This window comes from Caballeronia sp. KNU42 (genome assembly GCF_053760385.1).
The window spans coordinates 247,086-273,280 of sequence record NZ_CM132388.1; the positions used below are offsets into that span (position 1 = coordinate 247,086).

Genomic DNA, 26,195 nt, shown 5'->3' on the forward strand with positions numbered 1-26,195 from the left:
AGCTTCCAGGCTTGGCTTCCAGGCAACGCGCATTCAGCATCACGAAGGACCTCATGAAACGTTCCGTCTTATTCAATCACGCTCGCACCCTGAGCGTGCTGTCGCTTGGAATCGGCACGCTGATCTCGCTTGCCGGTTGTGACACGTTGAACGACTGGCTCGCGCCGGATCGGGTCAATTACAAGGGTGCTGAAACGGCGCCTACGCTGACCGTGCCGTCAGACCTGAGCACCGCGGACATCAGCCAGCGTTATGCCGCACCGCCCAAGCTGAATACGCTGGGCGGCGCTGCGCCCCGTGCGCTTACGCCCGCAGGCAATGCAACCGTGGGCGTGCCAAGCCCGCAAGACCCGTTCGGCATGCACGTGGAGCGTGACGGCGATCGCCGCTGGCTTGTCGTCGATGGCCGCTCCCCGGACCAGCTTTGGCCGCAGTTGCAGGAGTTCTGGGAAGAGAACGGATTTACGCTCAAGACCGATGCCGCCGCCACCGGCATCATGACGACCGATTGGGCTGAAAATCGCGCGAACATTCCGGACGACTGGTTCAGGAAGAGCATTGGCAAGCTGGTCGACTTTGCCTATTCATCGGGTACGCGCGATCAGTTCAGTACCCTGGTCGAGCGCGGCTCGGGTGGTTCCACTGACATCTCCATCAGCCACAGCGCGATGGAAGAAATGCTCACGGGTCAGGACAAGACATCGTCGAAATGGGTCGAGCGGCCGCGTAACCCCGCACTTGAAGCGGCGTTCCTCGCCAAGCTGATGGAGAAATTCGGCCTCACCGACGCACAGGCCAAGCAACTGCTGACCGATGCGGTTCCGGCAGGTGCAACGGCGAGCGTTGATCCGACGGGTGGCTCGTCCACGCTCGATCTCTCCGAGCCGTTCGACAGCGCCTGGTTGCGTGTAGGACTTGCACTTGACCGGACCAACTTCACCGTCGACAACCGCGATCGCGCGAAGGGCCTCTATTACGTGCGCTTCTCGGACTCCATGGCGGAGTTGAAGAAGGAAGGTTTGCTCGGCAAGTTCTTTAGCGGCGGCACGCCCAAGCCTTCACGCGAGTTCATGGTCAACGTGCGTCCGAAGGCGGACACCGTCACGGAGATTGCCGTGGTCGACGCCAACGGCCAGGTGGATACATCGACTGATGCGCAACGGATCGTCGCGTTGTTGCATGCACAGTTGAACTAGGTTTTTGCCAATGCGTTTTGCCAGTCTCGGCAGCGGCAGTGAAGGCAATGCGTTGCTGGTCGAGTCGGTCAGCGGCACGACCACCACGCGCGTGCTGCTGGATTGTGGTTTCTCCGCGAAGGAAGTCGAACGGCGCCTCGCGCGCCTCGACGTGCGCGCAGACCAGATCGACGCCATTCTTATCACACATGAGCATGCGGATCACATTGGCGGCGCGCTGACGCTGGCGCGCAAATGGTCCATTCCGTTGCACATGAGCTGGGGTACCGCACGGGCAGTGGGCGCCGACGACGCGCCAGTCGATCTGCACGTGCTCTGGGGCGACGAGAGCGTGATGGTGGGCGACCTGGAAGTGCTCCCCTACACAGTGCCCCACGACGCGCGCGAGCCCCTCCAATATGTGTTCTCGGACGGCGCAAGCCGTTTGGGCGTCCTGACGGATGTCGGGGGCGCTACAGCCCATATCACTTCTGTCTTGAGCGGCTGCGATGCCCTGGTGCTCGAATCGAATCACGATGTCGGGATGCTCGCGACAAGCCGCTATCCAGCGTCGCTCAAGGCGCGTATTGGCGGTATGCATGGACACCTGAACAACGACGCTGCAGCAGGCATTCTCGCAGCGCTCGATCGATCGAAGCTGCGCCATCTGGTGGCCGCTCACCTGAGCCGGGAGAACAACTTGCCCGAGCTGGCCCAGGCGGCGCTCGCCGCCGTGCTCGGTGGCGCCGCGGCCGATGTCGTGGTGGCTACGCAAGCCGATGGGTTCGACTGGCTGTCGTTATAAAACCGCTCAGCATTCGCCGTTAAGCGGCGCACCACGCGCTGCGCCGCATATCCGGCCTTTCGCAATTCACACCAGGAACCAGCAGACGTAAAAAAACCGGCCCGAGGGCCGGTTTTTTCATAAGCCTCCCAGAACGACATCCTGCGAGGCTTATTGCGGAGGCTTCGTTCTCAGCTAAATATCCAGCTAGATAAACCAGCCGAAAGAGCGGAAAACTAGGCCCCTGACTAGGTGCTTACTGGCTTGCGCCCGAAGCAGGAGCAGCAGCAGAAGCTGCGTCGGTTGCCGATGCAGCAGCCGCAGTTGCGTCGCTTGCAGCAGCCGTAGCGCTCGAAGCTGCGTCGCTTGCAGCAGCTGCCGAATCCGAAGCAGCAGCGGCAGGTGCCGAAGCAGCAGCCGAGGTATCGCTAGCAGCGCCCGGAGCAGCCGTATCGCTAGACTTGTTGCATGCAGCAAGAGCAACAGCAGCCAACAGGGATGCTACGAGGAGAGATTTCTTCATGATCACGTCCTTTTATGGTTAAAGGTAAGCAACAGCGCAAAGTACCGGTAATGTGTGCTCCAACACCGACCCGGGCCGTTGTGGACTCACATTATGTATGTCTGTGAGACTTCCTACGGCTTGGGCGGAAATTATATGCACTTTCGTATCGACCGTCGATAAATCAGGGGACAATACGTTGTCTTTCTCATACATTTCAACCCGCGGAACAGCAAGATAGTCCAAACACTAGGCGTTTGCGTCAACTTGTATCCAGCCCGCACAATACCACTCGTGCAGTAGCACTGTCATTGACGAATCGCCTGAGAGTGTTACAAAGCGTTTCCCCTCCAAATAGCGTTTGTCGGCGAGTTCAGGAAGCCATTTTTTGTCCTTTCCCGACATTAAATCCTGTTCGCCATTCATAAAATAAGCGTGCGTGTCATAAAGCAGCACGGTCTTTTTATCGAGCTTCAAACCTGATTGTTTCGCGCGTTCGATAAATCGGTTCTCATTCAAGGGGCGTCGAGGTGGATCGAATACGACATTCGGCTTCGGTTCGCTCAGGTACGTGCCGAGAAACGAAGCAACGTCCTTCTCATTCCATTCAATGTTCGCAAGGATCGCGCCAACCCGGTCGATCATGATCTGCGGCAGCAATGCCGGGTGGCTGACTGCCGGCTGCGTAGGGTCCCGGTAGCGCAGGGCGCCATTGTTTGCACCAGCGCCGTGGGCGTTGTCCAGCCGCTCCGCAAGGTGGTACAGGAACTGGCCTGACAGTTCGCTTGCAGAAGGCGCCCGGAAGCCGATGGACGCCGTCATGCACTCGCCCTCCGCCACGCCGTCATGAGCGATGTGAGGCGGCAAATAAAGCATGTCGCCCGGTTCCAGCACCCACTCCTCGTCGGCTTCGAAGTGCTGTAAAACTTTCAACGGCAACCCCTCTTTTAGCGAGAGATCGCGCTGCGCGCCGAAGCGCCAGCGCCGTTTGCCGTGGACCTGCAACAGGAACACATCGTAGGAATCGAAGTGCGCACCCACGCCGCCGCCGTCGGTGGCGTACGAAATCATGAGGTCGTCGAGGCGGGCGTCGGGGATGAAACGGAAGCGGTCCAGGAGCGCGCGGGCACGGTCGTCGTGCAGGTTCACCCCTTGCACGAGTAATGTCCAGTCACGCTTTTTCACAGATGGCAATTCATCGGCCGCAAAAGGCCCGTGCTCCATCGCCCAGGACTTGCGAAAATGCGTGATGAGGCGCGATTCTGCATCTTCGCTATCGGCAAGTTCGAACAATTCGTCGCGCGATAGCGGGGCTTGAATGCCAGGAATCGCCTGACGGATCAGGAGCGGCTTTTTCTGCCAGTACCGGCGCATGAATTGCGCCGGCGTGAGGTTGCCGAGCAGGGTTGAAGGTTCGTCGGGAAGCGGCACCGCGAAAGGACTTGAGGGAACGTTAGGAGACCGCGCTGGCATCGTATAATTGAGGCTTGTATCTTGGAGAATCCAATGAAAATCGCAAAAGACACCGTCGTATCAGTAGCCTATAAGCTCTCGGACGCTCATGGCAATCTGATCGAGGAAAGCGACGAGCCGATGGTCTATCTGCACGGCGGCTATGATGGCACGTTCCCCAAGATCGAGGAAGCACTCGACGGTCAGGAAGCCGGCTATCAAACCCAGTTGCAGCTCGAACCGCAGGATGCGTTCGGTGAGTACGATCCCGATCTCGTGAAAGTCGAGGCGCGCGGCCGGTTTCCGGAACCGCTCGAAGTCGGCATGCAGTTCGAAGGCACGCCGGAAGACGGCGAGGACGAACTCGATTCGCTGATCTACACGGTCACCGACGTGGCGGAAGATAAAGTCGTGCTCGACGGCAATCATCCGCTCGCGGGCATGGCGCTGCGTTTTGCGCTCAATGTGCAGGAAGTCCGCGAAGCCACCGAGGACGAGAAGGAACACCAGCACGCGCATGGCCTCGACGGTCTTGAAGTCCTCGATGAGGACGACGAAGAGCCGGGCGCGGACGCAGGCCCGACCTTGCACTGAGGCGTTTGTAGAGGTTGATTTAAACGATATGAAACAAGGCGCAGGCAAGTTGCTGCGCCTTTGTTTTATTTCGCGTGATGATTCGCGAGCGGGTTCATTGCCCCGTGCCCGATGTACCGCTCGCTGGCAACGGCAGGATCGGCGGCAGGTTCGCGGGCGAGTTCAGGTTCATCATGGGTGGCACTGCAGATGCGGCCGTGCCGGTGTCAGGTTGACGTGCCGGTGGTATTTGCTGCGTTGGTTGCACGGGCTGCATCTGCTGGAAAAATGATGAAGGCCCGGGGGTGTCGTTTTCAACGCCGGGCATCGATGGAGACGAAGAAGGCGAGGGCGCCGACGACGGTATCGACGAAGACGCGGACACGCTCGGCGCCGCCTGGCCGGGTGTCATCGACTTCACAGTCACGTCGCGCACGCGCACCCGAAACGGTGGCCGCCATGCGAAATCCGACTCCACTTCCAGCCATTGCGATTGTGGTTTCTTCAACCCTATCGCGATGCGCGTCAGGTTGGCCACCACCGTGCCTTTGTCGTTGCGTAGTGGCTGGTCGATGCGAAAGCCTCTGGGTAAAGGCGTATCCGACGTGTGGATCACGATCACGGGTCCGCGAAACAATTCGGCGGCTTTGACAAGACTGCGCTTGAGTTCGAGAAAACCATCGCGCGACGTATCGCTGCGAGAAAAGCGCAGCCATGCGAAACGATCGCGACGTTCGTAACGCGTGAAGTCGGGGTCGCCCTGCAGGATCACGACGACCGCACGCATCTCCGAGCGTCGAGCGGTTTCCACCGCATGCTCCAGCCAGAACGCATTGGCGACGGAGCGGTCCTCGAACTCGCCGTTGCGTCCGCCCGCGGTCAGGTAGTGGTTGTTCGGCGCGGGCGCGTTCAAGCCGATGAACGCAACACCGTCGGTTTGCCATCGGACATTTTCGCGGAACGGCCGGAAGCGCGCGACATCGCTTTCGCGGATCACGTTCATCGGGCTCTGGCCCAGCGAAGTCGAGTCGCCGAAGAACAACTGACGGATGAAATCCAGCCGTTCGACCGGATCGTAACTGCCCGCTTGCGCGAGACCGCACGACGCCCAGTCGTTGCCGCCGGGCAGCAGGACGACCGGTTTGCGCGAAGTATCGAAGATTTGGTGGCGCGTGTCGTAGAGTGAATCCCGGCACGGTTCCGATTCGCCTTTGAGGCCGCCGTCGTAGACGATGAACGACGTGTTTCGTTCTTGTCCGACGGCGTCGAGCAGATGCTGAAGCGCAGGTTCGCCGGCTTGCTTGTCGAGTACGTTCGAAGCGATGGCGAATGTGAGTGGTGTGGGCGGCGGCGCCTCGGCTTGCGCACACTGCCATCTTCCGGCCAGCAACAAGAGGGTGGTCAAGCAGATGACGGCACGAGTTCGCTCCATGCGTCGCGCGCCCGGCCAGTCGGTGCTCAAGTCCGCCTTAACGCGACGCATCCGGAGCGTTCGACGCCAGCTCATGTAGTTCGTAGAGCAGATCGAGTGCGTCGCGTGGGCGCAATTCGTTCGGATCGATTGCACGCAGCCGATCTAGCGCCGGGTGCGGCTGCGCTTCGGCTGGTTCCTCGTGTTCTTCGCAGTCAGCGATCTCAACAACAGGTGGTGCGAACAGATCGAATTGCGGCGATGGCTGGCCGATCGACTGCTGCTCCAGATGCGCCAGGTGTTTCCTTGCAGCCTTGATGACCGCGGGTGGTACGCCTGCCAGTTGCGCGACCTGCAAGCCGTAGCTCTGGTTCGCCGGACCTTCGTTCACCGCGTGCAGGAACACAATGCCGTGATCGTGTTCGACCGCCGACAAATGCACGTTTGCTGCTTGTGCGAATTCGGCCGGCAACTGCGTCAGTTCGAAATAATGCGTGGCGAACAACGTATGGCAGCCGTTATGCGACAGCAGATGACGCGCGATGGCCCACGCGAGCGCGAGGCCGTCGAAGGTGGACGTGCCGCGGCCGATCTCGTCCATCAGCACGAGACTCGACGGCGTGGCGTCGTTGAGGATAGCCGCTGCTTCGGTCATTTCGACCATGAAGGTGGAACGGCCACCGGCGAGATCGTCGGCGGCGCCGATGCGCGTGAAGATCCGGTCGATCGGGCCAAAGCGCGCGCGTTTCGCGGGCACATAGCTGCCCACATAAGCGAGCAGCGCGATCAACGCGGTCTGCCGCATGAACGTCGACTTACCGCCCATGTTCGGTCCGGTGATCAGCAGCAGCTTGCGCTCGGTGTTCAGGCAGCAATCGTTCGCGATGAATTGCTCGACCTGCGCTTCCACCACCGGATGCCGCCCTTGCTCGATGTGGATACCTGCGTCGCCCGCGAATTCCGGTGCGATCCAGTCGAGCGCGAGCGCTCGTTCTGCGAACGCGCCAAGCAGGTCGAGTTCGGCAAGGGCCGCCGCTACGCGCTGGCAGTCGCCAATGTGCGGCAGCAGCGTTTGCAGCAGCGCGTCGTAGAGCAAACGCTCGCGCGCCAGCGCCCGGTCTTGTGCAGACAACGCCTTGTCTTCGAAGGTCTTCAACTCCGGCGTGATGTAACGCTCGGCATTCTTCAGTGTCTGGCGACGGCGGTAGTCATCCGGAACCTTGTCCGTCTGCCCGCGCGTGACTTCGATATAAAAGCCGTGCACCTTGTTGTACTCGACGCGCAGGTTCGCGATGCCCGTTCGTGTGCGCTCACGCGTTTCCAAGTCGATCAGGAACTGGTCGCAGTTCTCGGAGATGTCGCGAAGCTCATCGAGGTCCGCGTCGTAACCGCGAGCAATCACGCCACCGTCGCGGATAAGCGCCGCGGGTTCGGGCGCGATTGCGCGGCTCAGCAGCGCGTGGCACTCGGGCGGCGGCTCAAGCGAGATATCGATACGTTCAAGCGATGCCGCGTTCATCTTCACGCCGGCAAGCCGTTCGCGCAGTTGGGGGAGGGCCGCGAAGGTATCGCGCAGGCTGGAGAGGTCGCGTGGCCGCGCCGACAGCAGCGCCAGCCGCCCCGTAATCCGTTCGATATCCGAAATCTGCCGCAACGCCGCGCGCAAACCATCGAGGCTCGCGGTTGCGGGCGCGTCGAGCAACGCGCCAATTGCACGCTGCCGGCTTTGCGCGATAGTGAAGTCGCGTGGAGGATGATGCAGCCAATGGCGCAGCAGACGGCTGCCCATGGTCGTGCAGCATGTGTCCAGCAGGGAGCACAAGGTGGGAGACTCCGTGCCGCGCAAGGTCTCGGTGATTTCGAGATTACGCCGCGTGGCCGGGTCGAGGCCGATGTACTCGGATTCGTACTCCACCTTCAGGCTGCGGACGTGCCGCAGTTGCTGGCCCTGGGTGGCGGCTGCGTACAACAGTAGCGCGCCTGCGGCGCCGCACGCTGAGGTCAGCGAGTGCGCACCGAAGCCGTCGAGGCTGGCGACATCGAGTTGCTCACGCAGGCGTTGCGTGCCCGAGTCGATATCGAAATGCCATGCGGGCGAGCGCGTTGTCGCTCCTACGTTCGGCACTTCGAACGGCGCGTTGGTCGTAGAAAATGAGTCCGCGATCAGCGTTTCCGCCGGGCGAATGCGCTCCAGCGCCGCGCTCAATTGATCAGGCGCGACTTCGGCGAGACGCAATGCGCCGCTCGCCAGGTTCAACCATGCCAGGCCGACGCTCGTAACCACGCCGCGGCGGTTGTGCGCCGGGCAGAGGGCGAGCAGGAAGACATCGTTTTTGTCTGAGAGAAGGGCGGCATCGGTCAGTGTCCCGGGCGTGACTACGCGCACGACCTTGCGCTCGACCGGTCCCTTTGATGTTGCCGGGTCGCCGATCTGCTCGCAAATAGCGACGGATTCCCCAAGTTTCACGAGCTTCGCCAGATATTGCTCGCACGAATGATGGGGGATGCCGGCCATCTTGATCGGGTTTCCGCCTGACGCCCCGCGCTGCGTGAGCGTGAGGTCGAGCAGGCGCGAAGCCTTGACGGCGTCGTCGAAGAACAGCTCGTAGAAGTCGCCCATCCGGTAAAACACGAGCGTGCCGGGATGCTTCCCTTTGATGCGCAGATACTGCTGCATCATGGGAGTATGGTGCGACAGATCGACAGCGGCGCCAGGTTCCTGCGCGGCCGGATTCAAGTCTTGAGCGGTAGACGAAACGGAGATATGCGTACCCATCTTGCGTGCGTGAATGTGCGAAAGTCCTAAGGGCACGAGTGTACCGCGTCGGCTGGTCGCGGGAATGTCGGTCGAATAGCTAACGCTGGACGGAGCGCAATTTCCTGTTATGCGGCCAATAAGGGTGGCCCATCACGAAAGACGTCTAGGCCAAGCAAAAACACCGCGCAGCCGGCGTTTTTTGGTTTAGCGGGAACCTCATGCAAGACCGATCATGATCGCCCAGTCAGGAACCAGACCAACAGGGCGGTGCCGGCGGCAACGCCGAGCGGCCGAGGTTCGTCGAAAGGGCGGCTTTGTGGCAAGGGTCACATGACCTTTTGCACTATGGCTTTGGCGCCAACTGCCGTCGCCGTCGCGAGCGCAAGGCTTATATCGGAATGGATCTGATAGTCGGCTCTCACGCGGGCATCGATCAATGGGCGGAGCTTTTTGCTGAGCGCTTGAGAGACAAAATAGTTGTCGTTTTGTTTGCTGCAGGTCGGATTTGCCAACTGAGAGATCAACTGCTGATGGCGTCCGCGCGCGACCCCCACCGACCCTGGCGCGGGAAGGGCATTGTGAAATGCATTGGCTGCATGAAATGCGCCGTAGTACGCGCGGCTGCATACCGCGCGATACTGCGGCTCGCCCAGCGCCTGCTTCAGCAACTCGGCAGCACAGTCGACCAGCTCTCGGGGCGTGGAGCTCAAGATGCCACCGCTTCAAAGACGACGTCGAATGCGACGTTCTTGTTGATGCCCGCTTTGTCTTCTTCCCTCGCTAACTCTACGTTCATGTCGAACGCTTTTTCGGCCCCGACAGGTACCGCGAGCGAGTAGGTGACGCCGCTAAAAACGTCGTCCGCCGACGTGACAAGCACTGATGCGTTCGGCCGGATTTGATAGCGCCGAAGGAGCGCACCTGCAACGTCGAGCTGTCGCCCAATCTCTTGATCCGAAATTCCCGCATGACGAAGAATGGCATTGGCCGTCATGACTTCCTGGACTTGATTCTCGTCCCATTCGATGCTCATTTCTCTAGCCCTCTCGATGAACGAGGCTGCTTGCCCAATCGCGCCGGACTGGTAGCCGACCTCGAGCAGCAATGTGAAGTAACCTGTTTCCGGATGTCCTGTCACCGCGTAAAGGCTCTGGGCGGCAGAAAACAAGCCCAGGTTCAAGCGGTTTATCATCCAGTTTTCACGGTTCGAACCGGAGTTTCCCAGTCGAACGCTGTTCGCAAACGCAGTTTCAGTTCCTGCCACGTCTCCAGCGAGACCCTTCCATGCGCCAGCTGCTTCCCAGGCAGCGCACGCGTCTATCTTCATTATTGAATCAATCTCGGTTTTGGTCGCCCACCACTCCCGCACCAAAGGCGTCAACTGCGCTGAGTTGAAGTAGTGCGAAGTTGTTGCCTGGAGAGCGTTGATCCGGTCGAAAATTTGTGCTGTCTTTAGTTGAGCTATCGCTTTCATTAGTCCTACTTTGCTGACATCAGGAGCGTACGCTGGTTAAGGATTTTTCGCCTGTCAAACGCGGACGTGCGAAAAAATAAATTTTTTGCTTAAGTCATGCAAGTTGTTGTTGACAGCTTCTACGGACGGTCCGGCCAAGCATTGCGCGTATTGAAACCGGTGCAGCTGAGTGGTCGTTCGAGCGTGGAAGTGCCAAGACATGAGCCTACCGCGATGACTTAACGCCGTAACCCTGACTGGATGGCTAACGCGGAACTGGGTGCAATGTCCCGTTGTGCGTACAGACCTTAAAAAGCGACCGTCCAAAAACAAAAACGCCGGCAATGCCGGCGTTTTTGTTTTACCTCGAATGTCATACAAGACCAATCACCCAATCAGGATCGTCCTGCCAGGAATCCGACCAGCAGCGCGAGTCCCGCCACCGCGCCGAGCGTATGCCACGGCTTGTCGTGTACGAATTCATCGGCGTAACCGGCGGCGTCGTTCAGTCGTCCTGCAATGGCCGAAGACGAACCGTCGAACTGTGCGCGCGCTGTTTTCAGCTTGGCTTGCAAGTCTTTGCGCAGCTTGTCCACGTCGATGTCTTTCGCATCGCGGATCGAACTGTCGAGGTCGTCGAGCAAACCGCGCAACTGCGTGCTGGCGGTATCGACCGCGTCGCTTGCGCCCTGAACCGCGCGATGCCCCACTTTGGCCGCGCCATTGATGTTGCTATCGAGTGTGGAACGTGTGAATAGACCCATTTGCAGCTCCTTTGACGTGTCGTTTGTTTGGTTGCTCGTTGCAATCCACGCGCTCGGTGCAAAGAGCGCGACTCGCTTGCAGGCCGAACAAAGCATGCAGCAGATTTCATTCCCGCACGTTGATCTGCGCCACACCGTCACTCTTCAACCAGCGCGCCCAAATCCACCGTCCGCTCATTGCGCGCATGCCGCCGCATGGCAAGCCACATCATCAGGCAGATAAACACGCCGAACACCACGATAATCCATTCCACCGGCAGGTTGGTCGTCAGCAAGAGCGCGTACGCACCGAGCATCGACAAAACGGCGAGGTTCTGGTTGAAATTCTGAACCGCGATGGATGCCCCGGCCGACAGCAGCGTCGCGCCGCGATGCTGGAGCATGGCGTTCATCGGCACGATGAAAAGGCCCGACAGTGCGCCTAGCAGAATCATCAGCGGATACGCACCCAGGATATAGAGCGGTGCGAACAGCGGACCGATATGGACGCCGGAACCCGCCGGAAAGAGGTCCTTGTTGTAGAACGCCATGCCGATGGCCACAGCACCTGTCACCACGCCGATCGGCAGGACCTTCAGCGAACTGCGCAACGGCACCCACGCGGCGGCCGCACTCGCGCCGATCGCAATACCTAGCCCAGTCACGCCCTGCAGCACGGCCGCTTTCGATAAAGACAAACCCAGGTTCGACGCTGCCCATTTGAGCACCAGCAGTTGCAGCGTGACCGCAGCCCCCCACAGCAAGGTCGTGACCCACAACGCGACCTGCGCCAGCTTGTCGCCCCATAAGACCTTGAATGCATGAGTGAAATCGCCGACAAGCCTTGACGGCTCCTTTAACCGGTTGGGGTATCGCGCGCCGGTATCGGGAATGCCGATGTTGATCACGGCGGCCGCTGCATAAACGATCATGACTGCGGTCATGGCGGCGTCGGCGGCTGAACGGATGAGCACGAGATGCGCCCCGCTCACAAAATGCTGCACATACTGGCTGACCAGCGCACCGCCGATCACAGTACCGAGAATCGTCGATCCGACCGTTGCAGATTCAAGCCACGCGTTGGCCGGGATGAGCTTTTCGGGCGGCAAAAGCTCGGTGAGGATGCCGTATTTCGCCGGGGAATACGCTGCGGCGCCCAGACCGACTACGCCGTAAGCGATCATGGGGTGCACGCCGAGGATCATCAGCGCGCAGCCACCGGCTTTCAGCGCGTTGGATACGAACATGACGTGGCGTTTCTGGATGGCGTCGGCGAATGCACCCACGAACGGGGCGAGCAGCACGTACGAGACGGTAAAGAAAATCTGCAACAGCGGGGTGACCCACGACGCGGAATGCATCACCGAAAGCATCGCGATGGCAGCGATCAGCAGCGCATTGTCGGCGAGCGACGAAACGAACTGTGCGGCAATGATCGTATAGAAGCCTTTTTTCATTAGACGAAAGAGGAGCGGCGGCAGAAAGGGTGAGGAATGCCGCGGACGGCGAGCAGGACACTTTAGCGGAGGCGGCGACGGCGTGCAGAATTGCACAGGCAACGTTAGCCGCCAGGGCGCTCGCAGCGCATTTCGGCACGCGGGCGCACCCGGCCGGAAGCTGCTTCGATGCCGCGTACGAAGCTTGGCTCGGGGAATCGCGAGTTCAAACAAAAAGGCGGCCGCAGCCGCCTTTTTCAACCTTTTCCAAACGTCATGCGCTTTGGCGCGTGCTGGTGAACGGATCGAGAATCTTGATCATCTGCGCGTAGACTTTCGGGTTGCCCGCGACAATCTCGCTTTTGTGCAGGAAATCCGATTCACCCGTGTAGTTGCCGACCAGCCCGCCTGCTTCGGTGATCAGCAAGCTGCCCGCAGCCACATCCCATGCGTTGATGCCTTGCTCGAAGAACGCATCGAGCCTGCCCGCCGCCACATTCGCCAGATCCAGCGCGGCGGCGCCGGGGCGGCGCAAGCCGGCACACGCTTCGGTCATCTGGGAGAAAAGTTTGGCATAGGCTTCGAGGCCAGAACCATCGCGGAACGGGAAACCCGTGCCGACCAATGCGTCGCCGAGCCGGTCCAGTTTTGCCACGCGAATGCGCCGCTCGTTCAAGTAAGCGCCGCTGCCGCGCGATGCGGTGAACAGGTCGTTGCGGGTGGGGTCGTACACCACTGCTTGCGTGATGATGCCCTTATGGGCGAGCGCGATGGAGACGCAGTAGTACTGGAAACCGTGGATGAAGTTGGTCGTGCCGTCGAGCGGATCGATGATCCACTGGAACTCAGAATCCTTGTCCTGCACGCCGGATTCCTCGGCGAGGATGGAGTGCTTCGGATAGGCGGTGGTCAGCGTTTCGATAATCGCTGCTTCGGAGGCCTTGTCGACTTCCGTCACGAAGTCGTTATGCTGTTTTTTGCTGACCTGGATGCGGTCCAGGTCCAGCGACGCGCGGTTGATGATCTGTCCGGCGCGGCGAGCGGCCTTGACAGCAATATTGAGCATCGGATGCATGAAAATAGTCCTTTGGCCGGCGACTGCGGGTCACGCACGCGCGTGAAGTCGCGCATGAAGTCACAGCCCCGAACGGAAAACGGCCCAAACCAGCGGGCAAAACGACGTGTGTCGACGGCAACGAATTGAAGAAGAGCGGGGCGCGTGCCTTCTTTGAACCTGCAATAGCGGCTAAATACGGCGACTTGCAACAGCGGACACGCGCGAACGGCGTATTTTACCCGAGTCGGCCGCCGGCGCGTCATGCACAAGCACCTTATGTCGCCGGATAGGTCGCCGGATGGGCCGCGCGGCGATACCATGACGTCTCTTTCAACCTTCCGGCAACTGTTTCCCTTGGACCTGAACCCTTCATCAAACTCCCCGGATCGTCTGGACGACGCTTTTGCGTCGACTCGCTTCGTGTTGGTCGAACCGAGCCATCCCGGCAATGTCGGCGCGGCTGCGCGCGCGCTCAAGACGATGGGATTTTCGCGGCTGGTCGTCGTCGCGCCGAAAATCGCGTTCGTCACGCGCGAGCCGGAAGCGATCGCGATGGCAAGTGGCGCCGACGATGTGCTCGCGGCGGCGCAAGTCGTCGAAACGCTGGCCGATGCCCTGACTGGCGTGCATTGGTCGATCGCGTTGACGGCGCGTTCGCGGGAATATGGCCCGCCGCAGATGGCGCCGCGCGCTGCGGCGGAGAAAGCCTGCGAGCTGGTCGGGCAGGGGCATGGAGGGAATTCGGGTGCGATTGCGCTGGTGTTCGGCAACGAGCGTGTGGGTTTATCGAATGCCGACGTGGAGCGTTGTAGCGCGCTCGCGCACATTCCGGCGAATCCCGCCTATAGCTCGCTGAACCTCGCGCAGGCGGTTCAGGTTCTCGCCTACGAACTGCGGCTGGCGTTACTCAGTCGCGCGGACGCAATGCCAGCCATTCCCGCCACGGCGGGTGCCACGATCGCCGCCCCAAGCGCGTCCAGCGACGAGATAGAAGGCATGTATGCGCATCTGGAACAGGCGCTAATCACACTCGATTTCCTCGATCCTGCCAACCCGAAGAAACTGATGTCGCGGCTGCGGCGGCTTTTTTCGCGTTCCGGACTGGAGCACGAGGAGGTGAATATCCTGCGCGGTATCGCCAAGCATATTCTTCTAAAGATCAAGCGATAGAAGGGTCGCGGACGCGACAAACGCTCGGCGATGCAGTGGTTTTATCCTGCCAGGCAATGCCGAAGACGAGCCGCACTCTGCCCGTGTTCGACGCTCGCGCATCGCCAAGCCGCTCTCAGCGCCCCAGTCCTGACCGCTTTGCCAGCGGGGGCATCGAAGCGAACTTCCACGGCTCATCCTACAATCTGCAGAAATCGAACTATCGATTCCCGAATCCGTGCTGAACGGCGATCGGGAGTCGGCACCCCGGACATCCATCGAGCCACCGCCATGTTTAATCGACTCCGCGAAGACATCGCCGCCATCCGCGAGCGCGATCCGGCTGCCCGCAGCGCCTGGGAAGTCGTGACGTGTTATCCGGGCTTTCACGCGGTCGTCATGCACCGGATTGCGCACGCTTGCTGGCGCGCGGGCTGGCGCTGGCTCGCGCGGTTTGTCTCGCAGCTCGCGCGTTTCATGACGGGCATCGAGATCCATCCCGGCGCGACGCTTGGACGACGGGTGTTCATCGACCACGGCATGGGCGTGGTGGTCGGCGAAACGGCGGAAATTGGCGATGACTGCACGATCTACCAGGGCGTGACGCTTGGCGGCACATCGCTTGCACGCGGGGCGAAGCGGCATCCGACGCTTGAGCGCGGCGTGATTGTCGGGGCGGGCGCGAAAGTGCTTGGCGGGTTTACGGTCGGTGCGCAAGCAAAGATCGGGTCGAACGCGGTGGTGGTGAAGCCGGTTCCGGCGGGCGCAACGGCCGTGGGCAATCCGGCGCGTGTGGTCATGCCGGCCGCCGTCAAACCCGCGCAAAAAGACTTGGGTGTGCCTGAGCGTGCAGCGTTCTGCGCATACGGCATCACGCCGAACGCCGATGATCCCGTGTCGCTAGCCATCCACGGCCTGATCGATCACGCGTCAACGCAAGCGCATCGTGTGGATGAGATTGTCGCGGCACTTGAGAAGCTGGGCACGCGCATAGATGCGATCGGCGGCGTCGAGACTGCCGCGTTCATCGACCTGAAGCGTCTCTCCGATGCAATGAAAGGCGAAGCAGCGCGGCGCTGAGAGGGCGGGTTTTGCCACCGCCATCGGGCATTGACACGGAATTCAAAAGCCGCGGCAACACGACGCCAACATTCAATCCAGCGGCAACGCCCGAATACCTTCGGCGTCCACGCGCAGATATCCGCCGCGTGGCTCGCCGTGATCCAATTCCCAATCCGGCATGACCCAGCGAACGCCATCGGTTTCCCGGTGACGCGCGGGCAAATGCGTGTGGCCGTGGATCATCGTGTGGGTGCCGGTGCTGGCGAACAGCTTCGCTACCGCCTCATGGGTCACGTCGTATTTCGCCTGCACCGGACGCATCCTGCCGTCTTCGCTGCTTGATCGCATGCGCTCCGCAATCGATAAACGCAGCTTCAGCGGCAAACTCAAAAATAGTTGTTGCGCAACCGGATTACGCGCAAAGCGTCGAAAGCGCTGGTATGCGGGGTCGGCCGTGCAAAGCGCATCCCCATGCGCCACCACGATGCGCGTACCGAACGCCGTGATAACAAACGGATCGGGCAAAGGCAGCGCTCCGGCGGCACGCATGAAACGCTTGCCGAGCAGGAAATCACGGTTGCCGTGCATCACGTACAACGCAATGCCGCGTTCGGACAAGGTATGCATCAACGCCGTCATGCGCCTTGCAAACGCAGCGCGTGGCCCCGGCACCGATGCTTCCAGCACATCGTCACCCACCCAGAATTCGAACAGGTCGCCGAGGATGAACACGGAGTCCGCATCGTTCGCCGTCACCGCGATGAAATGCTCGAACGCCGCCACCGTGTGAGGAATGGCGTCGCTCAAATGGAGATCGGAAATGAAAAACAGCGGGCGCGCTGTATCTGTCGCGCCCGCTGTTTCAGCTCTTACAGCTGTCCCGATCACGCTGTGCGTCGAGTCGATCATTCCCCGGCGACGACAGCCTTTTCGATCACGACGTCATCCACCGGCACGTCCTGATGAAAGCCCTTCGAGCCTGTCTTGACCTTGCGGATCTTGTCGACGATATCGAGGCCTTCCACGACCTTGCCGAATACCGCATAACCCCAGCCTTGCGGCGACGGCGACGAGTGGTTCAGGAACTCGTTGTCACCCACGTTGATGAAGAACTGCGCGGTGGCCGAATGCGGGTCGTTGGTACGCGCCATGGCGACGGAACCGTGTTCGTTCTTCAGGCCGTTGTTCGCTTCGTTGTCGATAGGCGCGTCCGTCGGCTTTTGCTTCATGCCGGGTTCGAAACCGCCGCCCTGGATCATGAAGCCGTCGATCACGCGATGGAACACCGTGTTGTCGTAGTGGCCTTTCTTGACGTAGTGCAGAAAGTTTTCGACCGACTTGGGAGCCTTCTCAGCGTTCAGTTCGATCTTGATGATGCCGTGATTCGTATGCAGTTCGACCATGATGAGTTCCTTTCCTTTTCAAGAGTAGATGGGGCAATACGCGACGCGCACGGCGTATGCCTGCTTCGTGCCTGCTTTGTGTCTGCTTCATACCGGCTCGCCACGAAGGCGAGCGGCTACGACTTGTTCCCCGGCCCGGGCTTTACAGGCTAATCTTCACAGGCTAATGCCCTGCTGAGTCCCAGGCTTGCTTCCGGACGATTGCTCGCCGACGTTCACTTCGTGACGACACTAGCCGACTGGATCACGACGTTCGTTTGCGGCACATCGCCCATCGGGCCGCGCGTGGTAGTCGGCGTGCCTTCGATCTTCTTCACTACGTCCATGCCCGCGACCACCTTGCCGAACACGGCATAACCGTTGCCGTCGCCGTTGGGGTAATCGAGGCCGGTGTTATCGACCGTGTTGATGAAGAACTGCGAGGTCGCCGAATCCGGATCGCTCGTGCGTGCCATGGCGAGCGTGCCGGTCGCATTCTTCAGGCCGTTCTTGCTTTCAAGCGGAATGGGCGCGCGGGTGGGTTTTTCGACGAAGCTCGTCGTGTATCCGCCGCCCTGAATCATGAAGCCCGGAATCACCCGATGAAAAATCGTGCCGTTGTATTGGCCGGACTTTACGTAGTCGAGAAAGTTGGCGACGCTTTTCGGCGCCTTCTCAGGATACAACTCAACCTTGATGTCGCCTTGTGAAGTCTTGAGCAGCACGGTCGGGTGAGCAGCAGTCTGCGACGACTGAGCGAAGGCGGGCGCCTGGGCGATGAGTGCAGCGCTGCCGAGCGCCAACAACAAACTTTTCATGAGCAATCGATCCTCTGGTTGGAGCAGCTACGGGTGAAGACTTGTCGAACGTCCGGACATCCAGGCGCCTGGTGGTCTGAACGTCCGGTCCTGCCGGATTATCGAATTATCGGCTTATGGATTCGTGGGCGCGTAGTAAGGCGTGGTCGACAGCGGCACGCTGGGGCCGCCAAACGGCGAGTAAAGCGGCGACGACATGTCGTTCGTGTTGGTGCCCGTCCAGTCATTAGAGGTTGCACTCGACGAAGACGCGCCCGTGGCCGATGAAGCCGCCGCCGCGGACGACGCGGCTGAGACATGCGAGGCGCCCGACGCTGCCGCTGCGGCCGCCGCGGCTTCCGGACGACGTCGCGGTGGCGGCGACACGATCTTCTGGATGTCGCCCACGCGCTGCGCAGTCAACGGACTCTTCGATCCGAGCGACTGCGCCCGCTTATACGATTCGCTCGCGAGCCGCAAATATAGATCGCCGAGATTTTCGTACGCCAGCGCGTAACTTGGATTCGCCTTCGTCGCCGTTTCGAGCGCTACGCGTGCTTCGTCGTAGCGGCCCTTCTGGGCGTAGAGCGCGGCAAGATTGTTATAGGGCTCGGGCAGTTCGGGGTAGGCCTGGGTCAGCTCGGTGAACGCGGCGATGGCTTCGTCATCCCGGTTCAAACGCGCGAGTACGGTCGCACGCTTGAACTTCGCCTGCACGTCGCGCGGGTTCGTCTTCAGGCGTGCGTCGAGTTGTGCGAGCGCGCTTGGCCACTGCTTCTGCGAAATAGCCAGGTCGATGGCGGGCGTGTCGTCCGCGGTGGCGGTGGAGACTTGTGCAAGCGCCGGCGCAACCGGCAAAAAAGTTGCGCCAAGTCCGAATGTGACGGTTGCAAGGGCGGTCGCCGCTAGCTTGGCAACGCTTGATGCGCGGCCGCTTGAAGGTTTCATAGGCTCTGGTCTGGATGTTATACTCCGGCCCATTCTAACAAAACGTCTGCAACGTTCCGCTGAACGTCCAGACAGTCTTTACGCCACTCGCGGCCGCCTCCGTTTTGATCGCAGCGTGACCGTCATGTTTCTCGCGACGGCGCGCACCGTTCCCGGCGCTTGAAGTCCGAAGCCGGGCCGGGTCAAACATGTTGAACGTGCTGGAAACTTGCTGGAACGTGTCGCCGGAACGGTCACATCGCTGATGTTCACGTCGATTCGTTCTCTTCGCTGGTCTCATTGTCGTTCTCGATGTTGCCGTCGTTTCACGACTACCTGTAGCATGGGTCGCAGCAGCAGTGCAGACAGCACCGTTGTGAAAGAACCATGGTTATAGGCAGCCAAAACAACGCGAGCGAATGCAAACGAACGCGGACCTGCAGCACGTTGTCACAACCGCCGTTACAACATTGGCCAGCAGTCGAAACACGGATGTCCCGGCCCACGCACCATCACCTATGAACTCATTGCGCATCTACAACACGCTCGCGCGTGACAAGCAACCTTTCGTGCCGCTCCGTGCCGGAGAAGTGCGCATGTATGTTTGTGGAATCACGGTGTATGACTATTGTCATGTCGGGCACGCACGCATGATGATCGTGTTCGATATTGTCCAGCGCTGGCTTCGCACGCTCGGATTCAACGTGACTTATGTGCGCAACATCACAGACATCGACGACAAGATCATTCGCCGCGCGGTGGAAAACGGCGAGTCGATCAAGGCGTTGACAGGGCGATTCATCCAGGCCATGTATGACGACCTCGATGCGCTCGGCGTAGCCCGCCCGGATCTCGAACCACGTGCGACCGACTTCGTCCCGCAGATGCTGGGCATGATCCAGACGCTCGTGCAGAACGGTTATGCGTATCAGGGGAAAGACGGCGACGTGAACTATGCGGTGCGCAAGTTCGAGGGCTACGGCAAGCTGTCGGGCAAGTCGATCGAAGACTTGCGCGCAGGCGAGCGCGTGGCTGCCAACGACGCCAAGCAGGATCCGCTCGACTTCGTATTATGGAAGCGGGCGAAGGAAGGGGAGCCGCCCGACACGGGCTGGGACTCGGCATGGGGACGCGGCCGGCCGGGCTGGCATATCGAATGTTCCGCCATGGGCTGCACCTTGCTGGGCGACAACTTCGACATTCACGGCGGCGGTCAGGACCTGCAGTTTCCGCACCATGAGAATGAAATTGCGCAGAGCGAGGCGGCAACGGGCGTTCAGTTCGTGAACTACTGGATGCATAACGGCTTTGTGCAGATCGACAGCGAAAAGATGTCGAAGTCGCTGGGCAACTTCTTTACCATCCGCGAAGTCCTCGAAAAATTCGATGCAGAAGTCGTGCGCTTTTTTATTGCGAGGGCACACTATCGTTCGCCGCTCAATTACAGCGACGTTCATATAGAAGACGCACGTGGGGCGCTCACGCGTTTGTATACAGCATTGAAAGACGTGACGCCGGATGCTGGGCCGCTTGACTGGAACGAAGCGCATGCGCAACGTTTTAGCGCGGCGATGAACGACGACTTCAACACGCCGGTTGCGATCGCCGTGTTGTTCGAATTGGCGAGTGAAGTGAATCGCTCGCAGGACACAGTGCTTGCGCGTCAATTGAAGGAACTGGCCGCCCTGCTCGGGTTGTTGCAACGCGAGCCGCGTGCGTTTCTTCAGGAGGCGCCGCGAAGCAATCGTAATGGTGATGGCAAAGAGGCTGCAGAAAACCTCACGCCTGCCGATATAGACATGATGATTGCCGCTCGCGTTGCTGCGAAGCAGGCAAAGAACTATGCCGAAGCAGACCGGATTCGCGCCGTATTGCTCGAAGCCGGTATTGCACTTGAAGACAAACCGGGTGGGTTGACCGAATGGCGTCGCGCTTAAGCGCCTCTCGTTCCCTTTGATCGACTCGCCAGGTAGGAGGCATGATGGCAACCGCCAGAAAGGCGCTGGCTAAACGAGCCGCGTCCGGTAGTAACGCAGCGCCGCCAAGCAAGGTCGCGCGGCGTGCGCAAGTGAAAACGTCGAAGGTGTCGACGCCGGAGGCGAAGCTCGCCAACGGTGCCGGCCTGGACGGAGAACGTAAGACGGCATCGAAGAAACGTGCGGTCAATGGCGTGGTCCATGACGGCGTTGCTAAAACGAACGGTCTCGTTCGAGCACGCAAGACAGTGCGGGCAGCGGCGCCGAAAGCGTCGCTGAAGAAAGCGAGCGGCAACGCCAATGGCGTGCTCGGCGTGAAAGGCGATGAGACCGGCATCAGCGCCGGTGCCACGCAGGCGCTCGTGCGCGCTCCGCAGAACGACGGCGAGATTGTCCGCAAGTCGCGTGCGGTCACGGCCGAGAAGACCGTGCCGGTGCAGACGCCCGGGTTGTCGGCGGAAGCGGCGCGTCCCGAGTATTGGGACAAGGCCTGCGCCGACCTCGTCAAGCGCGACCGTATCCTCAAGAAACTGATTCCGAAGTTCGGCCCGGTGCATCTGATCAATCGCGATGATCCGTTCACCACGCTTGCACGTTCGGTTGTCGGCCAGCAAATTTCCGTCACAGCTGCGCAGGCTATCTGGAAGCGCGTGGAGGGCGCGTGCCCGACGCTCGCGCCGCAGCAGTTCATCAAGGTGGGGCCGGCGAAGTTGCAGTCGTGCGGGTTATCGAAGCGCAAGTCTGAATATATCCTCGACGTCGCGCAGCATTTCGTGTCAGGCGCGCTGCACGTGGATAGCTGGACATCCATGGAGGATGAAGCCGTGATCGCGGAGTTGACGCAGATTCGCGGCATCGGCCGGTGGACGGCGGAAATGTTCCTGATCTTCAACTTGTCGCGCCCGGATGTCCTGCCGCTTGACGACCTCGGCCTGATCCAGGCGATCAGCGTCAACTATTTCAGCGGCGAACCTGTGACCCGCAGCGAAGCTCGCGAAGTCGCGGCCAACTGGGAACCGTGGCGCACCGTTGCGACCTGGTACATGTGGCGCAGCCTTTACCCCGTCCCCGCCGATCACTAAAATCCTACGGTCGCAGCTATCAGGCTATTGATAACTTATAATCGATAGTTGCGACCCGAAATTTAGTGAGGCCGGCGCGGTTAGAATACGCGCTGCCCGATGCTTTAGGATTCGAACATATGAAGACCACGTTTCTGGATTTCGAACAGCCTATCGCTGAACTCGAAGCGAAGATCGAAGAATTACGCTTCGTTCAGGACGATTCCGCTGTCGATATTTCGGAAGAAATCGAGCGGCTGTCGAAGAAGAGCCAGCAACTCACCAAAGATCTTTATGCAAACCTGACCCCCTGGCAGGTTTCGCAGATCGCGCGCCATCCGCAGCGCCCGTACACGCTCGACTATGTGAACGAGCTTTTCACCGACTTTCACGAACTCCACGGCGATCGCTCTTATGCGGACGACCTGGCTATTGTCGGCGGTCTGGCGCGTTTCAACGGCCAGCCATGCATGGTGATCGGCCAGCAGAAGGGTCGCGACACGAAAGAGCGCGCAGCGCGCAATTTCGGCATGCCGCGCCCGGAGGGGTATCGCAAGGCCGAGCGGCTCATGCGGCTCGCGGAGAAATTTGGCTTGCCGATTTTCACGTTCATCGACACCCCCGGCGCGTATCCCGGGATTGGGGCAGAGGAGCGTGGGCAGTCGGAAGCAATCGGTCGTAATCTGTATGTGATGGCCGAACTGAAGACGCCGATCGTGGCGACCATCATCGGCGAAGGCGGTTCTGGCGGCGCGCTCGCCATTGCCGTTGCCGACAGCGTGCTGATGCTGCAATTCGCCACTTATTCGGTGATTTCGCCCGAGGGCTGCGCCTCCATCTTGTGGAAGAGCGCGGCGAAGGCGCCGGAAGCGGCTGAAGCGCTGGGTTTGACGGCTCACCGGTTGAAGGCGTTGGGACTTATCGACAAGATCGTCAACGAGCCGCTGGGCGGTGCGCATCGCGATCCGAAAGGCATGGCTGCATTGCTGCGCCGTGCATTAGCCGATACGCTGCGTCAGTTCCACGGCATGAATGCGCTGGACGTTCGCGCGCGCCGTTTCGACAAGCTGATGGCATACGGCAAGTTCAAGGAAAACCTGCCGGGTGCGTGAAGCTTGAGCGCGGCGCTCACGCTTTCCTCCCTGCAGTTTGCCCTGACAGGCTGCCGTGAAGGTGCCTCGAAGGCGCCTCGAAGGTGCCGTGAAGGTGCCCTGAAGGCAACTTAACAAGCCGACTTCCTTGACATCCTCCGACATTGACACTCCCGCCAGCCGCCTCGTGATCGATGCGGTGCACGCGGCGTTCGTCGATGTGCCGGCTTCTCCTGAACCCTGCATCGCCGTTGCCCTCAGCGGCGGTCTCGACTCGACCGCGCTGCTCGATGCCGTGGTTCGATGCGCGGGACAAACGCGCGTCATCGCGTTGCACATTCATCACGGCTTGAGTCCGAATGCCGACGCCTGGGCCGCGCATTGTCACGCGTTCGCGCAAACGTTGGATGTGCCGTTTGCATCGCGCCAGGTCGACGTGGTGCGTGAAGGCGGCGAGAGTCTGGAAGCGGCGGCGCGTGACGCGCGTTATCGGGCGCTCGATGAGTTGTGCGCCGAGCACGGCGCGAGCGCGCTGTGGCTCGCGCATCATGCCGACGATCAGGCGGAAACCGTGTTGCTGCAATTGCTGCGCGGCGCGGGCGTGGCCGGGCTCGCCGCGATGGCGCCGCAACGCGCCGATGGCGCTTCCACGCCGCGCGTGCGGCCGTTATTGCATCTGTTGCGTGCACAACTCGAGCACTACGCGCATGAGCGCGATCTGCGCTGGATCGATGACGAATCCAACGCGGATACCCGCTATGCCCGCAACGCGCTGCGTCATGACGTGCTGCCGGCACTTGCTGTGCATTTCCCCGGTTTCCGCGATGCGCTCGCGCGGACCGCGTCGCACGCGGCATCGGCGCAAAGGTTGCTCGATGCGCTCGCGCGTATCGATATGACTGCGGCGCAAGGTGACGATGAGGGCGCGCTGACCTTGTCAGCGGTACTTGCTTTCGACGATGAACGCGCGATCAACTTGCTGCGCTACTGGATGCGTTCGCTTGGGTTGCAGGCGGCATCGGCGGCGCGTATTGGCGAGGTGCTGCGGCAATTGCGTGACGCAGCGGTTTCCCGGGACGGCCACGCATTGCGCATCGATCACGCCGGGTTTTGCTTGCGGGCGTATCGTGACGCGATCTTTTGGGAAAAGGGCGACAGCGCGGACCCTGCCGATCTCGACGATGGGGCGAATCCCGCCCGCATGGCGAGCGTGCTGAACTGGGATGGCGAAAGTATCTGGCGCCTCCCGCATTGGCGCGGCACGTTCGTGTTCAAACCCGTGGCGGCAAGCGATGCAGACGCGGTTTCCGAAGCCACGCTGCGCGCGGCGCCACTTTGCGCGCGTTCGCGCGCGGGTGGTGAGCGCTTGCGCCTGAGCGCGGATGGACCCGGCCGGACCCTGAAAAACTTGTTTCAGGAGCGCGGAGTGCCAGGCTGGAAACGCGACGTTCCGCTGGTGTTTCTCGGCGAAACGTTGCTGTTCGTTCCGTTCATCGGCGTCAATCGCGCGTGCACCGAAGTCAGCGGTATGGGCGATGAACTCAGCTACAGGCGGATCGAGTGGCAGCCGGACCTGGTCATCGCCTGAACGCGAACGGCTAGCGGACCCGCACACGAAATGTATCCGCGCCGGACCTGGCGAACGAAACCCCATCTGCCCCGATTTTTCGGTGTCTTTCGATGGCTCATGCGCGCGAATGGATCCCGGCCAGCTTTTCTTGCGGACACCTGCGAACAGGCCTCAAACGCGTCGAATCGCCCGTTCCGGCTTGTGTTTTATACCTCGATCGGGTACGTTTACCGGTTTCCCGCAACGCTTTTCAAGCAGCTTTTCCGTCCAGAAGACGCGTTTTTAGCCGCCGGAATTGCATTTTGCGCGCGAGCCAACCTTGCGCGTGCGGCTACCGCGTTTCGTCGTCACGCTTAAGTCGTCGATCGCACCGATCCAGGGTTAGCTTGTGTTTTCGTCAAGCGGCTTCTGATGCAATACGTGAAACTTGTGCAGCACATGCAGTACGCGGCGCATCAAACGGCGCGCCAGCGCGGCTGTCAGCGCGGCTTTTCCTCCTGTTCAAAACGACAATGGCACTCATCGTACATAAATACGGCGGCACTTCGATGGGCTCGGTCGAGCGCATCAAGAACGTCGCCAAGCGCGTCGCGAAATGGCACAAGGCCGGCCACAAGATGGTCGTCGTCCCGTCGGCCATGTCCGGCGAAACGAACCGCCTGCTAGGCCTCGCGCGAGAAATTACCGCCCACCCCGACCCACGCGAACTCGACATGATCGCCTCAACCGGCGAGCAAGTCAGCGTCGGCCTGCTCGCGATTGCGTTGCAAGCGGAAGGGCTGGAAGCAGTCAGCTACGCCGGCTGGCAAGTGCCGATCAAGACCGACAGCGCGTTCACGAAGGCACGCATCAGCGACATAGACGGCACGCGCGTGCTCGCCGATCTCGACGCAGGCAAGGTCGTGGTGGTCACAGGCTTCCAGGGTGTCGATCCGGACGGGCATATCGCCACGCTGGGACGCGGTGGTTCGGACACATCGGCGGTCGCGATTGCGGCGGCGTTGAAAGCCGACGAATGCCTGATCTATACGGACGTTGACGGTGTCTACACCACGGATCCGCGCGTGGTCGAAGAAGCGCGCAGGCTGGATCGTGTGACGTTCGAAGAGATGCTGGAAATGGCGAGCCTCGGGTCGAAAGTGCTGCAGATCCGCTCGGTGGAATTCGCCGGTAAATATCAGGTCAAGACGCGCGTGTTGTCGAGCCTGACGGACCCGTTGATTCCGCTCGAAACCGAAATGCGCTCGGGCACCCTGATTACTTTTGAAGAAGACGAGACCATGGAAAAAGCTGTTATCTCGGGCATCGCATTTCAGCGCGACGAAGCGCGCATTGCCGTCATGGGCGTGCCCGACAAGCCGGGCATTGCATATCAGATCCTCGGACCTGTGGCCGATGCGAATATCGATATCGACATGATCATCCAGAACACGAGCGTGGACGGCAAGACCGACTTCACGTTCACGGTTGGCCGCGGCGATTACGCGCACGCCATGGAGATCCTGTCGAGCCAGGTGAAGGACCACGTGAAGGCCGAACAGGTGCGTGGCGATCCGAAGGTGTCGAAGGTGTCGGTGGTTGGCGTGGGCATGCGCTCGCATGTGGGTATTGCGAGCACGATGTTCCGTACGCTGGCGGAAGAGGGCATCAATATCCAGATGATCTCGACGTCGGAGATCAAGATCTCGGTGCTTATCGACGAAAAATATACCGAGCTCGCCGTGCGCGCGCTGCACAAGGTGTTTGAGCTCGATCGCGGCTAAAAGACTCGGGGAAAGCGGCCGCTTCCCCCGAGGTGATTTGCCGTATTTGAAACAAACGGCGAAACCTTGTTCG

General features: G+C 60.6%; 23 protein-coding genes. 10 read left to right on the plus strand and 13 right to left on the minus strand.

The genetic code is table 11. The features are described 5' to 3' along the window. The first annotated feature begins 53 nt into the window (after positions 1-53). Complete coding sequence (bamC, locus tag ACSOSP_RS00990; RefSeq protein WP_455309068.1) at positions 54-1,196, plus strand: outer membrane protein assembly factor BamC; 1,143 nt, start codon at positions 54-56, stop codon at positions 1,194-1,196. A 10-nt stretch (positions 1,197-1,206) separates the two neighbouring features. After that, a complete protein-coding gene (locus ACSOSP_RS00995; RefSeq protein WP_455309070.1) occupies positions 1,207-1,980 on the plus strand; it encodes an MBL fold metallo-hydrolase in 774 nt (257 codons plus the stop codon). A gap of 235 nt (positions 1,981-2,215) precedes the next feature. Here ACSOSP_RS00995 and ACSOSP_RS01000 read toward each other — a convergent pair whose 3' ends face one another. Continuing rightward, positions 2,216-2,482 carry a hypothetical protein gene (locus ACSOSP_RS01000; protein WP_455309071.1) on the minus strand — a complete coding sequence of 89 codons (267 nt, stop codon included), beginning with the start codon at positions 2,480-2,482 and terminating at the stop codon, positions 2,216-2,218. A gap of 228 nt (positions 2,483-2,710) precedes the next feature. Next, complete coding sequence (locus tag ACSOSP_RS01005; protein WP_455309073.1) at positions 2,711-3,934, minus strand: JmjC domain-containing protein; 1,224 nt, start codon at positions 3,932-3,934, stop codon at positions 2,711-2,713. Between the two features lie 33 nt (positions 3,935-3,967). Between ACSOSP_RS01005 and ACSOSP_RS01010 the strand changes: the two genes are divergently transcribed. Continuing rightward, positions 3,968-4,507, plus strand: coding sequence for an FKBP-type peptidyl-prolyl cis-trans isomerase (locus tag ACSOSP_RS01010; protein ID WP_455309074.1), 540 nt, complete (start codon positions 3,968-3,970; stop codon positions 4,505-4,507). 94 nt (positions 4,508-4,601) lie between these two features. On the opposite strand, the gene ACSOSP_RS01015 is transcribed toward ACSOSP_RS01010, so the two are convergent. From ACSOSP_RS01015 to ACSOSP_RS01045, 7 genes are all read right to left on the minus strand, one after another. Continuing rightward, positions 4,602-5,918, minus strand: a complete 1,317-nt coding sequence (locus ACSOSP_RS01015; RefSeq protein WP_455309076.1) for a hypothetical protein — start codon at positions 5,916-5,918, stop codon at positions 4,602-4,604. Positions 5,919-5,955: 37 nt separating this feature from the next. Next, positions 5,956-8,577: a DNA mismatch repair protein MutS gene (mutS, locus tag ACSOSP_RS01020; RefSeq protein ID WP_455310792.1), complete on the minus strand. Its 2,622-nt coding sequence runs from the start codon at positions 8,575-8,577 to the stop codon at positions 5,956-5,958. Between the two features lie 404 nt (positions 8,578-8,981). After that, complete coding sequence (locus ACSOSP_RS01025) at positions 8,982-9,365, minus strand: hypothetical protein (RefSeq protein WP_455309078.1); 384 nt, start codon at positions 9,363-9,365, stop codon at positions 8,982-8,984. Continuing rightward, positions 9,362-10,129, minus strand: coding sequence for a hypothetical protein (locus ACSOSP_RS01030; RefSeq protein ID WP_455309080.1), 768 nt, complete (start codon positions 10,127-10,129; stop codon positions 9,362-9,364). Before ACSOSP_RS01030 ends, ACSOSP_RS01025 begins: the two co-directional genes overlap by 4 nt. 374 nt (positions 10,130-10,503) lie before the next feature. Then, positions 10,504-10,872, minus strand: coding sequence for a DUF883 family protein (locus ACSOSP_RS01035; protein ID WP_089165653.1), 369 nt, complete (start codon positions 10,870-10,872; stop codon positions 10,504-10,506). A 137-nt stretch (positions 10,873-11,009) separates the two neighbouring features. Next, positions 11,010-12,308: a lysophospholipid transporter LplT gene (lplT, locus tag ACSOSP_RS01040; RefSeq protein ID WP_455309082.1), complete on the minus strand. Its 1,299-nt coding sequence runs from the start codon at positions 12,306-12,308 to the stop codon at positions 11,010-11,012. A 253-nt stretch (positions 12,309-12,561) separates the two neighbouring features. After that, positions 12,562-13,362, minus strand: a complete 801-nt coding sequence (locus ACSOSP_RS01045) for an inositol monophosphatase family protein (RefSeq protein ID WP_455309084.1) — start codon at positions 13,360-13,362, stop codon at positions 12,562-12,564. A gap of 300 nt (positions 13,363-13,662) precedes the next feature. On the opposite strand from ACSOSP_RS01045, the gene ACSOSP_RS01050 reads away from it, so the two are divergent. Then, on the plus strand, positions 13,663-14,514 hold the full coding sequence (locus tag ACSOSP_RS01050; RefSeq protein ID WP_455309086.1) for an RNA methyltransferase: 852 nt from the start codon (positions 13,663-13,665) through the stop codon (positions 14,512-14,514). Between the two features lie 270 nt (positions 14,515-14,784). Beyond that, a complete protein-coding gene (cysE, locus tag ACSOSP_RS01055; RefSeq protein ID WP_455309087.1) occupies positions 14,785-15,573 on the plus strand; it encodes a serine O-acetyltransferase in 789 nt (262 codons plus the stop codon). A gap of 72 nt (positions 15,574-15,645) precedes the next feature. Here the strand turns inward: cysE and ACSOSP_RS01060 are convergent, their stop codons facing one another. The 4 genes from ACSOSP_RS01060 to ACSOSP_RS01075 form a co-directional block, all read right to left on the minus strand. Beyond that, complete coding sequence (locus ACSOSP_RS01060; RefSeq protein WP_455309088.1) at positions 15,646-16,464, minus strand: UDP-2,3-diacylglucosamine diphosphatase; 819 nt, start codon at positions 16,462-16,464, stop codon at positions 15,646-15,648. Then, positions 16,461-16,958 (minus strand): peptidylprolyl isomerase, encoded by a 498-nt coding sequence (locus ACSOSP_RS01065; RefSeq protein ID WP_455309089.1) that lies wholly within the window; start codon positions 16,956-16,958, stop codon positions 16,461-16,463. The genes ACSOSP_RS01060 and ACSOSP_RS01065 overlap by 4 nt, the downstream gene beginning before the upstream one ends. Positions 16,959-17,173: 215 nt before the next feature. Continuing rightward, entirely contained in the window at positions 17,174-17,755 is a 582-nt protein-coding gene (locus ACSOSP_RS01070) for a peptidylprolyl isomerase (RefSeq protein ID WP_455309091.1), read from the minus strand. Between the two features lie 114 nt (positions 17,756-17,869). Next, positions 17,870-18,715: a tetratricopeptide repeat protein gene (locus tag ACSOSP_RS01075; protein WP_455309092.1), complete on the minus strand. Its 846-nt coding sequence runs from the start codon at positions 18,713-18,715 to the stop codon at positions 17,870-17,872. A gap of 464 nt (positions 18,716-19,179) precedes the next feature. Between ACSOSP_RS01075 and cysS the strand changes: the two genes are divergently transcribed. The 5 genes from cysS to ACSOSP_RS01100 all read left to right on the plus strand — a co-directional run bounded on the left by cysS (position 19,180) and on the right by ACSOSP_RS01100 (position 26,122). Then, a complete protein-coding gene (cysS, locus tag ACSOSP_RS01080; RefSeq protein WP_455309093.1) occupies positions 19,180-20,598 on the plus strand; it encodes a cysteine--tRNA ligase in 1,419 nt (472 codons plus the stop codon). Between the two features lie 44 nt (positions 20,599-20,642). Continuing rightward, positions 20,643-21,719 carry a DNA-3-methyladenine glycosylase family protein gene (locus ACSOSP_RS01085; protein ID WP_455310793.1) on the plus strand — a complete coding sequence of 359 codons (1,077 nt, stop codon included), beginning with the start codon at positions 20,643-20,645 and terminating at the stop codon, positions 21,717-21,719. Between the two features lie 119 nt (positions 21,720-21,838). Then, entirely contained in the window at positions 21,839-22,810 is a 972-nt protein-coding gene (locus ACSOSP_RS01090) for an acetyl-CoA carboxylase carboxyltransferase subunit alpha (RefSeq protein ID WP_047896505.1), read from the plus strand. 127 nt (positions 22,811-22,937) lie between these two features. Next, positions 22,938-24,377: a tRNA lysidine(34) synthetase TilS gene (gene tilS / locus ACSOSP_RS01095; protein ID WP_455309094.1), complete on the plus strand. Its 1,440-nt coding sequence runs from the start codon at positions 22,938-22,940 to the stop codon at positions 24,375-24,377. A 494-nt stretch (positions 24,378-24,871) separates the two neighbouring features. Beyond that, complete coding sequence (locus ACSOSP_RS01100; RefSeq protein WP_031363948.1) at positions 24,872-26,122, plus strand: aspartate kinase; 1,251 nt, start codon at positions 24,872-24,874, stop codon at positions 26,120-26,122. Positions 26,123-26,195 lie beyond the last annotated feature (73 nt).